Origin of the sequence: Bacillus sp. OK048, from assembly GCF_900103525.1 — a bacterium.
Taxonomy (GTDB): domain Bacteria; phylum Bacillota; class Bacilli; order Bacillales; family Cytobacillaceae; genus Neobacillus.
The window spans coordinates 48,625-61,607 of the sequence record NZ_FNHN01000011.1 but is presented as its reverse complement, the minus strand read 5'-3'; the positions used below and the strand labels follow the sequence as shown (position 1 = coordinate 61,607).

At 40.2% G+C, this 12,983-nt stretch carries 9 protein-coding genes; 1 reads left to right on the top strand and 8 read right to left on the bottom strand.

The genetic code is table 11. From position 1 onward, the window contains the following. Positions 1 to 147: 147 nt before the first annotated feature. The 5 genes from sstT to BLR86_RS18965 form a co-directional block, all read right to left on the bottom strand. Entirely contained in the window at positions 148 to 1,386 is a 1,239-nt protein-coding gene (gene sstT, locus BLR86_RS18990) for a serine/threonine transporter SstT (RefSeq protein ID WP_090765129.1), read from the bottom strand. Between the two features lie 625 nt (positions 1,387 to 2,011). Beyond that, positions 2,012 to 3,178 (bottom strand): cell division protein FtsZ, encoded by a 1,167-nt coding sequence (ftsZ, locus tag BLR86_RS18985; RefSeq protein ID WP_090765127.1) that lies wholly within the window; start codon positions 3,176 to 3,178, stop codon positions 2,012 to 2,014. A 682-nt stretch (positions 3,179 to 3,860) separates the two neighbouring features. Further along, complete coding sequence (locus BLR86_RS18975; protein ID WP_254782375.1) at positions 3,861 to 4,760, bottom strand: protein-ADP-ribose hydrolase; 900 nt, start codon at positions 4,758 to 4,760, stop codon at positions 3,861 to 3,863. Between the two features lie 17 nt (positions 4,761 to 4,777). Beyond that, positions 4,778 to 5,623 (bottom strand): Sir2 family NAD-dependent protein deacetylase, encoded by an 846-nt coding sequence (locus BLR86_RS18970; protein ID WP_090765121.1) that lies wholly within the window; start codon positions 5,621 to 5,623, stop codon positions 4,778 to 4,780. A gap of 102 nt (positions 5,624 to 5,725) precedes the next feature. Continuing rightward, on the bottom strand, positions 5,726 to 6,595 hold the full coding sequence (locus tag BLR86_RS18965; protein WP_090765119.1) for an SDR family oxidoreductase: 870 nt from the start codon (positions 6,593 to 6,595) through the stop codon (positions 5,726 to 5,728). A gap of 216 nt (positions 6,596 to 6,811) precedes the next feature. Here BLR86_RS18965 and BLR86_RS18960 point away from each other — a divergent pair, with 216 nt between their 5' ends. After that, complete coding sequence (locus BLR86_RS18960; RefSeq protein ID WP_090765116.1) at positions 6,812 to 7,270, top strand: Rrf2 family transcriptional regulator; 459 nt, start codon at positions 6,812 to 6,814, stop codon at positions 7,268 to 7,270. Between the two features lie 181 nt (positions 7,271 to 7,451). On the opposite strand, the gene BLR86_RS18955 is transcribed toward BLR86_RS18960, so the two are convergent. The 3 genes from BLR86_RS18955 to BLR86_RS18945 are packed head-to-tail and all read right to left on the bottom strand — an operon-like array spanning position 7,452 to position 12,912. Continuing rightward, positions 7,452 to 9,026, bottom strand: coding sequence for a SagB family peptide dehydrogenase (locus BLR86_RS18955; protein ID WP_090765112.1), 1,575 nt, complete (start codon positions 9,024 to 9,026; stop codon positions 7,452 to 7,454). A 23-nt stretch (positions 9,027 to 9,049) separates the two neighbouring features. Further along, entirely contained in the window at positions 9,050 to 10,996 is a 1,947-nt protein-coding gene (locus BLR86_RS18950) for a TOMM precursor leader peptide-binding protein (protein WP_090765108.1), read from the bottom strand. Next, a complete protein-coding gene (locus BLR86_RS18945) occupies positions 10,993 to 12,912 on the bottom strand; it encodes a putative thiazole-containing bacteriocin maturation protein (protein ID WP_090765105.1) in 1,920 nt (639 codons plus the stop codon). The genes BLR86_RS18950 and BLR86_RS18945 overlap by 4 nt, the downstream gene beginning before the upstream one ends. Positions 12,913 to 12,983: the final 71 nt, after the last annotated feature.

Genomic DNA, 12,983 nt, shown 5'->3' with positions numbered 1-12,983 from the left:
CCTCTCCATATAAAAAACATATCTTCACTATAATTATACGTCGGTAAACTTAAGAGAAACGTGAGGATAGTGACAAATTTATGATATTTGAGTTAATTTTTCATATTATAAAATCCCCCTTGTGAGCCACAAGGGGGATGATCATATTTAAGCTACTTTATGACTTTTTATACTTTTTCCTTCCTTAATTCTCTTCTTATATTCTGCTGTTGCCGTGAAAAGAACGTCTGTTGAAGAGTTAAGAGCTGTTTCAAATGAATCTTGTAAAACACCAATGATATAGCCCACACCAACTACCTGCATCGCCACATCATTTGGAATACCAAAAAGACTGCATGCTAGCGGAATCAATAAGAGTGACCCACCGGCAACCCCTGAAGCACCGCAGGCACATATAGCTGACACTACGCTAAGGATAATCGCTGTAGGGATGTCCACTTCAATTCCAAGTGTGTGAACAGCAGCAAGTGTCAATACAGAAATCGTTACAGCTGCACCTGCCATATTGACTGTTGCGCCTAGTGGAATTGATACCGTATAGGTATCTTTATCTAAACCTAGTTTTTCACATAACTTTAAGTTTACGGGTATGTTTGCAGCCGAGCTGCGTGTAAAGAATGCGGTAATGCCGCTTTCCCTTAAACATTGGAATACAAGTGGAAATGGATTTTGACGTATATTCACAAATACCATCAACGGATTGACAACCAAAGCTACAAACAGCATACAGCCGATCAAAATGACAAGTAATTTACCATAGCTTAACAGTGACTCAAGTCCATTTGTTGTAATCGACTCTATGACCAGACCCATTATTCCGAATGGGGCAAATTTAATGACCCAAGTTACAATTTTAGAGACGGCATCAGATAAATTAGAAATCAAGGTTTTTGTCGTATCTGGGGCATTTTTTAAAGCCAATCCTAGGACAATCGCCCAAGCCAGAATCCCAATATAATTCGCATGATAAATGGCTTTCACTGGATTATCGACAACACTCAATAGCAGTGTTTTCAGAACCTCTATCACACCGCCAGGAGCCGCCAAATCTTCAGCCCCCTTGGTAAGAGTAATACTTACAGGAAAAATAAAGCTGACAATAACCGCGATGAATCCTGCTAAAAACGTTCCTAGTAGGTACAGTGAAATAATCGATTTCATATTGGTTTGTTGACCTTTTTTGTGCCCCGCGATGGCCGACATCACCAAGAAGAGGACCAAAACCGGCGCAATACCTTTTAAAGCACCTACAAATAATGAGCCTAAAATAACCAATGGCTTGGCAACTTGTGGAATCGTTACAGCCAAGATGATACCAATAATTAACCCCAGCGAAATTTGTTTAACAAGGCCGATTTGATTCCACTTTTTCAATAGATTTTTCATAGATGCTTCCCCCCACTTGTATAAGATAATTTTGCGCCGTTCCATAGGCATTTTATATTTACACTATGGCCTGAGTTGCTCTAATAATCCCACATCCCCAATTAGACACTAAATTCTAATAAATAGGATTATAGTGAATAGTAAGATATATTACAATAGAATAATTGCTAGTTTGGCAGAATAATTTCAAACGGTTAACTGGTGGAAGTTTTATTATTAGTTACTTTGGTCAATATAACAAGTTAATCGGTGTTTTTCAATAAAACATGAATAATATTTTATGAAAATACGTTATCTTTCGTATTTAAAGGAAAATATTATTAATGTTTTATCCTAATATTCGTGTTTTGAATAATACTGCCTGATTGGTCGTTACAAGCTAATTTGATATAAGATACTATATAATAGATAAAGAAAGCACCTCAATAATGAAATGCCTTCTTTACTAGTTACTAATAATTAGCATCCAAATGCAATGGGAATTTCCAATGGCATAATGGAGAACCAGAGGATCTTCTGGTTCCCGTCCAGTGAAAAATTGTGTGGCACCGAGAACTAAAGTGGGTCAACTGATTCCCGAACAGTGTCAAAATCAGGGGCAACGGTTTCTCGTATCTACACTAAATTAATTTGATCGCAAGCGTTTTTTTCGATTGCGCAAGAACGCTGGTATATCATTTGATTCTTCTGGCACTTCTAAGTGCCGGTCATAAACCTGAACGTCTTCATCATGGATGTACGGGTCTGGTTCTTGATATTGTATATGTTGTTGCCTATGATATGAATTCGACATTTCTTCCTTTAGGGTCTGAGGTGAACTATGTACTGCTTTATCCTCTTGATCACTAAATCCAGTGGCTATAACAGTTACAATAATTTCATTTGTTAAGTTTTCGTTTATGACCGAACCAAAAATCATATTTAATTCTTCGTTAGAAGCTGAAGCAACGATTTCTGCTGCCTCCTGCACCTCAAATAGACTTAAATTGTTGCCACCCGTTATGTTCATTATTACACCATGTGCTCCATTGATCGAAGTTTCCAGCAACGGACTATTTAAGGCTTTCTCCGCAGCTTCGGCAGCACGGTTTCTACCTTCTGCAATACCAATTCCCATTAAGGCTGTACCTTTATGGGACATGACCGTTTTCACATCTGCAAAATCGAGATTGATTAAACCAGGCACCGCAATTAAATCAGAAATACCTTGAACACCCTGACGTAGGACATTATCTGCTTCTCGAAACGCATCAATCATAGGAGTTTTTTTATCTACAATCTCTAATAAACGATCATTTGGAATAATAATCAAGGTGTCCACTGCTTCCCTCATTGCCTCTATTCCACTTGCTGCATTTTTTGCACGCTTGTAGCCTTCGAATTTAAACGGTCGTGTTACAACTCCAATCGTTAGGGCTCCAAGCTTTCGAGCAATCCTCGCGATGGCGGGGGCTGCCCCTGTCCCAGTACCGCCACCCATTCCGGCAGTAACAAAAACCATGTCAGCACCTGCTATGACTTCTTCAATTTGATGTTTGCTCTCCTCGACTGCTTTTCTTCCTATTTCTGGATTTGCACCAGCACCTAACCCCTTGGTCAAAGAGGAACCAATTTGCATTTTGATTGCTGCTCTAGATTGTTTGATAGCTTGTGAATCTGTATTAACAGCAATAAATTCTACTCCACCAACGCCATCCTCTATCATACGATTCACAGCATTGTTTCCCCCACCGCCAACACCGATAACTTTAATTTTCGCTAAATGTTCCATACTTGTATCAAATTCTAACATGGTTATTCCTCCCCATTATCAAAAACTACAATCTAAATCTATATTGGGTTAGGAGTATAGTAGATAACCAACTCCCAAGTAATTAATAGAAAAAATGATATAGTGTTTAGTCTACGGAACATTAAATTCATTGTCTAGTTCAGTGTTACCCATTATTAAAGGATGAAAAATGGGAAAAAGCACACTCCTTATGAACAGGAAAGGGAGTAATATTTTACCTATTTGGGGTAGTATGGTCCTGTTTATTTTCATCAGATTTCTATTATTAAGAACAATTAACAATTTAATTACAAATAGATTAACCTCCTTCGTTCGACAAATTTTTAAAAATACCTTGTTATAATGGCATTAGCTTATTGGTCAAACTCGGATGAGTAAAGGAGGAAGCATGGCAGAAATATTACTTTATATTGGTACATATCTTACTGTTACTCTTGCTGTTGGTTGGCTTATTACAATCGGTTTTGATCAATTTCAAAAATAAAGAAAAAAACTCATTTGCCTAATGAATGGCAAATGAGTTTTTCCAATTGGCTACTATTAAATGGATTAATTATTTTGCTGTAGGCAGTGATAAACTGCCATTAAATCTCGTTTATTCAACTCACGAATTCGATTAAACATGGGAATGTCTGCAACTTCTTCGGTTAATTGACTTTCAGCGACAACATCCCTTACATTGTTAATTTTGAAACACGCTCGAATATACTTGGTAATCTTCTTTACTAAATACATTAAAAATAATTTTTTCAAAATGATTTGGATGAGTTGAAATCCACTCGTTAACTGTATTGACTGCGATTTGTGCTGCCTCAGACTTTGGAAATCCAAACACACCTGTTGAAATCGCACAAAAAGCAATGGATTTTATATTTTTAATTTCATTCGCTAATTCAAGGCATGAAATATAACAAGACGCCAACTCATTTTTTTGCTTCTCTGTTAATATTGTTCCCCTTGGGACAATGGGTCCAACGGTATGCAAGACATAACGTGACGGCAGATTATACGCCCTTGTTATTTTTGCAATACCAGTTTCCTCTAATACTCCCTGTGCAGACATAATAATTTCACAATCCTCACGTAGCTGGGGTCCAGCAGCAGAATGGATTGCGTTGTCAATGCAAGCGTGTAATGGCTCGAAACAACCTAGCATTTGTTTATTCGCTGCATTTACAATTGCATCGGAGTTTAACCTAGTTATATCACCTTGCCATAATATGAATTTATCTGATTGGGAAAAAGGATTATCAGGATACAAGTTAGAAACAGTTGTATGTGTTTCCACTTCCACGATTCCCTTTTCTTTTAATTCAATTTGTAAGAGCGAATCCATTTTGTTTAAGAGTTGTTCATCAATGGATTTTGGTTCTCTTATATTTAGTAAAGCCCTTACTAAATTGCGTTTTCCTATATAATCATTTGGGATTTCTATATCTGTTGGAGCACCTGACTCTTGTAATAACGTCTCTAATAAATAGTTTACAACCTCTTCCATATTGCTTTGAGTAAGGGGAGGCGGTACAAATTCCTCATATAAATGAATGAATGAGGAATATTCATTTAATGGTAATGGATGCATTTATATTTCTCCTTTCGCTATTTCATGAGCGTGAATACAACCTCTTGTATATCCTCAGTAAATGCAATGGACTTATCTTCATTTTCCAATGCTCCGACTGGATGATCCTTATTTAATCGAATTAGTGTTGCATATTCATTGTGATACGTCATTTGTTCAAATGGATAACGAATAATTCCAGGAGTATTAAATCCAACACCTAACTCTAAAAATAGAACCTTCTTTCCTTCGGACTCCTGCAGAAACTGGTTATATAAATCATTTAATTCATACCACTTCTTATCCTGGACAAAGTATTGGTTGATCCTTAAATGTGGGTCTATATTTCCGCCACAAACCGGGCATATTGGAACCAGTTCGGATGGTATTTTGCATTCAATGGTCCTTGCAACCATATCCTTTACAAGTGATTCATTATCATAGAGCTTATCATGACAACCCACTGAACACTGAAAAAATCCGTAATTCCCCTGGACTTCAAATACTTTATCCGATGGGAAACCAGCCAACTCAAACTGGCTATCGACATTGGTTGTAATTACAAAATACTTTTTATTCTTCACCAGTTGGAATAGGTCCTGATAAACAGTTGTAGGGCCACTTTCATATCGATTAAGGCTAATATGTTTTGCCCAGTATGCCCATCTCTCCTCTTGGGTCTTAAACGGATAAAAACCTGATGAGTACATGTCAGTTAATCCATACTTTTCAATAAATGGTGCAAAATTTTTCAAAAATCTTTTTCCGCTATATGCTATCCCAGCAGCAGCAGATAAGCCTGCTCCACCACCTATTAATAAATACTCCGAACTTTCAATTGCCCTTTTTGTCTTTTCAATGCGTTCCTGATAACCATTCCCCATACCTGAACCTCCCTTTTTTCAATTGAACATAATTTGAACGTTTCTGCATAAAAAAACCGACTTCTGTTGCATTCAGAAGGATCGGCTTTTTTCAGCGCTTTATTATGATTTCGAGATTTCAGTAACAATTTGTTTTAGTGCTTCATTAATTGGGGTTACTGGACGACCGAGAACTTTCTCAAAGTCATTACTTTCCACATCTAATGAACCGTTTCGAATGCTCTCCTGGATTCCAACTACAATTGGAATCACAAAATCAGGCAGGCCAATGCCTTTCATGATTTCTGCATATGTCTCGTCATTGACTTGTTGTACAGGTATTTCTTTACCCAATACACCCCCAAGAGCCAATACTAATTCTTCTTGAGTTAATGGTTGTCCAGAAAGTTCATACACTTTATTTTCGTGTTCAGTTCCTACAAGAACAGCTGCTGCGGCTTCTGCATAATCTTGTTGCAGTGCCCAGCCTACTTTACCGTCTCCAGCGGAAGTTACCCATGGAGCACCTGCCAAGGCACCTTGAATACTGCCAATTTCGTTTTCCAAATACCAATTATTACGTAAGATCGTATAGGGGATACCTGTTTTAATGATTGCTGCTTCTGTCGCAACATGAGGTGGAGCCATTAAATTCTTACTTTCTGTTGCATTTGCTAAACTTGTATAAGCAATAAATTTAACTCCTGCACGTTCAGCTGCAGCAACTGCATTCGTATGCTGACGGATTCTTGTTTCATTATCACCATCCGCAGAAATAATTAATAAACGTTCAATCCCTGCAAATGCAGCATCTAATGATTCTGGACGATCAAAATCCCCTTGACGAACCTCAACTCCGCGAGAACGAAGTCCCTCAGCTTTCTCTGGATCGCGAACACTCACTGCTAGTTGGCTTGCTGGTACAGTTTTCAATATTGTTTCTACAACCTTTGAACCTAATTTCCCAGTTGCACCTGTAACTAAAAATTTCATTATCTATACCTCCATTTAACATTTAATTGTAACTTGAATGATTACCTGTAATCATTATAATTACAGGTAATCATTATAATTACAGGTAATCATTCTGTCAACAGAATTAAATCACTTTATATATTCTCTGCGTATTTTGGTATAATAAACTTGTAACCAGCTTAATTACACATTAGTATTAATTGATGGTACGTTAAATAGGGACGGTGACGAAAGATGTCCATCAGCAGTCGATTTGCTGTAGGAATACACATATTAACTTTAATTGAATTTAATAAAATGGGAACAAGCTCCTCAGAATTTTTAGCTTCAAGTGTAAACACCAATCCAGCTGTTATAAGAAAACTAACGGGTATGCTAAAAAAAGCAGGTTTAGTAGAAGTGCGTCCAGGTATAGCAGGAGCAAAACTCGCAAAGGATTTATCTGATATCACACTGTATGATGTATATAAGGCTGTTAATGTTGTACAGGATAAGGAGTTGTTTAGCTTACATGACAACCCAAATCCAGCTTGTCCCGTAGGCAGGAACATACAGAATACCGTAGAACCATTATTTTCCTCTGCTCAATTAGCCATGGAGAAGGTTTTGGGAAGTGTAACTTTAAAGGATGTTGTAAAGGAAATTGCCCATAAAGAGAATCTAGTTACGCTCAACGATAAGAAAAGCTTGTAGAATTCTTTCCATCATGGACGTTTTCTACAAGCTTTTTAGGTATGTACTTAGTTCCAAGTGAAACTTTTTTCATTAAAAATCCCTTTTGTGAGATAGTTCCTAACTATTTACACAAAAAGGGATTATCAAATATTAAAATTTTGTTTTTTTCAATTTGCCTCAATGTTTAGAAAGAGAGCTATTAACCATACAAGCCTCCCATTAACCAAGGGCGAGGCCGATAGGGACCAAACGGAATTTGAATTAAGCTCGTTTTTCCTTGTGGTCCCAGCTTGTAAATTTCATCACACAGGTTGGAATCATACCCGAGGAGCGGGTGCCCCCCCATTCCACTGGCTGCTGCCAATAATAGTAATCGTTGCACGAGCATACCTGCCTCCATTTGTTGAATGCGATATCCTCTGTAACCGAATGTATTTTTATAGTAATCCTTTACTCCTGTGACATGTATACAAATTGGCACTTGAAGCAAATTTACATTATATAATGACATACCAGATTGCAGCAGGAGTCGATGATCTCCAAGTAGGACCTGATGTAAGGCATGAGTAGTGCTGTCATATTGATACGCACCATTTGGAATTCCTTCAACATTATATAGACAGATATTTACTGAGACACGCGGTTCATGCTTCTGATACGCAGATTCCAAATCATTCCGATACAAAAAGGAATCCGTCGCCTCATACAGCAGATTTGCCAGATCGAGTTGACTAATCTTTCCCATAATGAAATCCATATCTGGAGAAAATCGCTGTCGGCAGACAGAGGCAAGATCATATGACAACCTTTCCGCATGGGGCAGAGCTACCGTTTGACCACCACCATTCCCAATCTCTTCCTCCCCTATCATCGTAAACGAAATAGTATCTTCGAGCATGGACATTTCATTTAACTCGGTTAACATCGGATACTCTTTAACCCTTTGTGACCGGACGTAGTGACTTGGCTCAATTGATGTTAATTCTCGGCACAACTCGGCTGCAGCTACCATTCTGGCCTTTTCATTCCCGTTGGCTGACCAAATGGTTGGTTCCACCGATAGCGGGATGACTGCATATACACTTTCCTCTCGTTCAGCTAAACCAAGTAAATGGTTCACGGCTCGATCAAGAAATTGAAAATAAACCCCTGATTCGTAACCAAACCGCTTCGCTACTTCCAATAATTGTCCAATCAACACGCCCGCATCCAACCCCTGCAGTCGGTACGAAAAGTTATTGTATTTGAAAAAGTTTTTCCAAAACATCGCCGATACAAAAACGGTACCAAAACATGATGAAACGTCACAACGATTTCCAAGTGCCTTCGCAATATAAGAATCGAAATTTCCTTCCCGCAGCAATACTAAGCGATGGTGTGCCACATCATAATGATATACTCCAATTGGCAAATCCTTGATTTTCAAATATACGTATAATTCGTTTGGATACAGGGCTCCACCGGAGGGAGCAAACCTCCTGTATGATTGCATGACTTCTGAATGGTCTGTAGCATCCAAACTAAAAACAGATTGGCTAAATTGAGTAAGGCCGTAAACATACCAAAGAAAATGACCCATTTTAGATAGGTCAGGTGTTGCGGGTTGTTTCTGTCCTTCAAGTGTCAATGGTACTTCTAGTGAAAATGGAACCACAGGCAATCCACGGTACAGTTTATAGGGAAGCGGCTTATCTTCCCAATCTACTTCCCAATCGGGTATGCTTGCCTTTTCAATATCAAAATGCAAATTGTGCAGAAACTCTTCAAGACACATACTCTGTCCCCCTAATGACGCGCTTATGGAAACGGGTGCGGATATGGATTGAGCTGTTCTGCTGTCAGCGGTTGATTTGAATATCCAAGTTCCATAGGCACCCTGAACACCCTCTCTAACCCTGTTACACGGGTAAGGTGATGTCCGAATGTCATCGGCAGCATCCCCGGAATTAGCACTTTCACACAATACAGTCCGTTTCGGATCGTTTCTGGTGTTGTTTGGTCAACCACTATCACATCGAGGTTTAATCGGCGAAACTCTTGAAGAATATCCTGAAGATCATCGGTAAGATCTAAATGTGTTGACTTCCTTTTGAATTCCTTGTCAAACGATTGCAATGGACGATGATTGTCCAGCAAAAACTGCAGGCGCTCTTCTGCTTGCGGTAAACCGTACAGCATGCCATGATCATCCATTTGTTGCACCAAGGATGAATCGTGCAACATTCGTCCATACTCCTCCTGGTTTGCCTCTAATTTCTCATCCAACGACAGCATCATAGCAGCTAACTCGTGAACCGCCGTTTTCACTGCCCGTACTGGGTCCAAATGAGCTCCGGCCGCACAGATAAGATTCATTCCTTTTTCCTTCCTGTTTTTCGCTATGGCCATAATACTTGGAATTCCGTGCTCCATCGTAGAGTTAAATAAATATAGATCATATTTTGCAACTGCACGCATCCGTTCAATCATTAATTGAAGCTCTTGGTCTTCAATGGAGGCTGGGTCTAGACGCGGGAGAGGAATTTGCGCGTACCAAGTCATCAGAAACGAATCACGCTCCACTACTTCCAAAATACCGTATAAAATAGCCTCTTCTAGACTTCCGCCCAATGCGCACCCGTTTGAAGTTTCATAGACAAATCCTTGTGACCTGCCACCTAAACTGTAATAGGCAAGCAGCTCTGGAACTAGAATCGGACGCTCCTGCAAAAACGAATATCCCCATACCCAATCAATCGGGCGATCTGGATCAAATTCTGCAAATGGAAAACCAGGTCGTTCATACAGTTCTTTTGCATGTACACCAACCTCGATCGGATGGAGTGCTTGATTTTTCAAATGGTTATAACTGTCATGAACCACAGTCCGTTTACCACGTGGCTCAAGTCCACAGTACCGCTCCAATCCTTCCAAAATCGCCGTTAACTCACTTACCGCGAATGAGTTAGTCCGGCCTGCTGTTCCCTCGTCCCCCTCGAACAAAGGTAAATTGACACTTACATCTGCAAATGCGTGCACGAGGTTAACCATTTTATCAGTTAAAAGTCCTGTTCGTTGATCAAGATAGTCTTTTATAAGAACATGATTCAGGTCATCTAACGAACGGCTCCGATAGTTATCGCTGGTAACCTTCGGACTTCGCTGCAGAGAAATTTGAGCCATGGCTGGTGAATCATCAGGTAATTGACTACAAACCTGGCATAAGGGGACGGGCAGAAACCTATGCCAGGAACTCTTCAATGTTTTCAGATTGATGAAACAAATTTTTCTTTCAGAAACAGGATCATCACCATTCATAATTCTTTGTACCTCAGCCCCGATTAAGTGGGTCATCTGTAATATTCCCGAACGCGATGCCCAAGCTTCCTGCTGCATTCCTCCTGAAAACTCCAGCCCCTTTTGTATCTCCCACAATTCTGTGCGGTCGCGTGCTGTTATAGTACGCCGCAAATCAGCACATTGAGAGCATCCTGGCGTACCTGGTTGAACAAAAGGACCTACTACCCCCTCTCCAAACGAAACAAAGCCTCGCAGCCAAGGAGTGTCGGTTTGGCGAAACATCTCTTCTGCTTTTTGATGAACATTGGGTTTCCAGGCATCATCTAAAACCAATGCCAAATCAATGCTCTCCGGTACGATTGCCCCGAAATCTGTTTGGCGAAATACCAAGTATTGTGATGACAGGTCTTCACACATGTGGTCTGCCAGCAGCCCTTCTCCTACAACCAACATGACAGCACTCACCTTAATCCCTCCTCTTGAACCAATACCCCAAATATCCCTGCCAATCCCTCTTTCAAAAAAGGTTCCAATTCTAGTTCATATACAAACAACTGCATCCCGTTCCCTTCCAAGATTCCCATAGCAGTAAGCAAGTTATCGGATTGTAATCTCTCTTCACATGCAGGAATTTCAATGCTTAGTGGCACTTGTTCATCCATAGGCATGGACGAAACCTCCAAGAATCGTTCCATAACGAATTCTTCTTCATTTTGCACAGTGATAAGTGCCTGTTGCAGCGCATTTCGTAATGCCATTGTGATATTCAAATCGACACTGCCATACCATCCGTCATTGATACCAATCCATACAGCTGGGAATCCATACACTTCCTCACCCATCGCTATAGTCGGTGCTCCTCGCAACGTCGTCAGTGCCTGCAAATAAAAACGACAGCGTTCATCTTCTACCGTACTTACCTGCACTGGGAAGACGGTATAATCCTGTTTAAGACTTTGTATGATTAACTCCTCATCCAAACATTTTTGCAATCCTCGGCCAACACTTTCCGCGAATGATTCACCTGCACCAACCTCCACTTCTGGAGGTAGATCGAGCGAACTGACTACTTGTGATACATACGCTTCAATTCCGGACAAACCCGCTTCCCTTCTTGCCTCCTCATGTGTCAGACCTGTACAGACAATATCATCCAACAGTTCAGCTGGCCCATCTGCCAATGGGTTGACTGTCTGAACTCGGCACTGAGCTAAAGGCAGCTGCTTTAAATCACCCTCCTCCCAAATATGGAAAATTCCCGTTACCTTAGAAGTCAACTGGTTGAAGGATAGAAGTAATTTACCCGGATCTCCTCTTTCCGTTGCTTGTGCTAGTCTCATTTCTATATCTTCAACCAATCTAGCTGAAGATTGTTCTGTCATCAGTGGATGAGGCATGAAAGAATGCCAGTTTCCCTCTAACGTTTCCAAATCTAGAAGAAAGAATTGATTCTTAGGTTCCTTTTCGGACACACCCGTAACGACTTTAAACATCTCAAATACGAGTACATTCGCCAACATGGCTCCGGGTATAGCAGAGGAAGGTGAAAATCTCTGGTCTTTGAAGAGAGCTTCTTGGTGAATACGGCGCCATAAAGACTCCCAGTCCGCCTCAGCGTCTGGATGTACGACCGGTCCTGCTAAACCCACCTGCTCTAAACAGATAGCAGGCAGAAACATTTTCTTCTTTTCCCTGCTAACCCTATGTAGAAGTCGGAGTTCCTCTACATCATCCTGTTCTGACACAAATAAAATATAATCAAACGGTTTCACTATTTCCTCCCAGGAACTTTCCCCCTGTTTGTTTAGTGTGACTTCCTCTATTTCCACTTCAGGATCTGATTTACGGGCATGTGCCACGAGTTCCATCAACCGCTGTCTATTGGTCTGAACACTTTCCGTGATCAGCATTTGGAACTTGGGCAACCCGGATTCAAGTAACGACGCAACCAACGACACAAAAGAAGGACCAGAGCCTACTGCTAACACTTTCGCTTGACGATAGGTCTGAAAACGAAATTCACCCGAATCAAGTAAATTATCTACAAATTCAATTTGAGAAGCATACTTTTTTAGAACCTGTTCCTTCAATTGATGCGGACGGTCTTGGCTCACATCTCGAACAAACCCATTTTGATATAGTGCATCAGCTATTTCAAACACTCTATCTCGGTATGCCTCTGACAAACCGTTTGTCAAATACTCCAAGGTATACTCGCCATTGAACATTGGGATTAGCTTTTCAACCCATTGATCGATCATACTGCCTTCCATACGGAACGAGCTTACATTATTCCGAAAATACACACCTCTGTTTGGTTCAGGTAGAAAAAACGTGTCCCTTTTCACTTTTAGACGCATAGAAGTGTTCATATTGGTCATTTCTCTCCTCCATATCCGTAGCTTTCCTCATATTTATTCATCATCACTATCATCCTATGTATCGCAATTTG

What these genes read in the sequence shown, in the direction of transcription:
- ftsZ (WP_090765127.1), bottom strand. Translation starts at nt 3,178, where the DNA reads ATGTTAGAATTTGATACAAGTATGGAACATTTAGCGAAAATTAAAGTT.
- sstT (WP_090765129.1), bottom strand. Translation starts at nt 1,386, where the DNA reads ATGAAAAATCTATTGAAAAAGTGGAATCAAATCGGCCTTGTTAAACAA.
- BLR86_RS18960 (WP_090765116.1), top strand. Translation starts at nt 6,812, where the DNA reads ATGTCCATCAGCAGTCGATTTGCTGTAGGAATACACATATTAACTTTA.
- BLR86_RS18970 (WP_090765121.1), bottom strand. Translation starts at nt 5,623, where the DNA reads ATGGGGAATGGTTATCAGGAACGCATTGAAAAGACAAAAAGGGCAATT.
- BLR86_RS18945 (WP_090765105.1), bottom strand. Translation starts at nt 12,912, where the DNA reads ATGACCAATATGAACACTTCTATGCGTCTAAAAGTGAAAAGGGACACG.
- BLR86_RS18965 (WP_090765119.1), bottom strand. Translation starts at nt 6,595, where the DNA reads ATGAAATTTTTAGTTACAGGTGCAACTGGGAAATTAGGTTCAAAGGTT.
- BLR86_RS18975 (WP_254782375.1), bottom strand. Translation starts at nt 4,760, where the DNA reads ATGCATCCATTACCATTAAATGAATATTCCTCATTCATTCATTTATAT.
- BLR86_RS18955 (WP_090765112.1), bottom strand. Translation starts at nt 9,026, where the DNA reads ATGTGTCTTGAAGAGTTTCTGCACAATTTGCATTTTGATATTGAAAAG.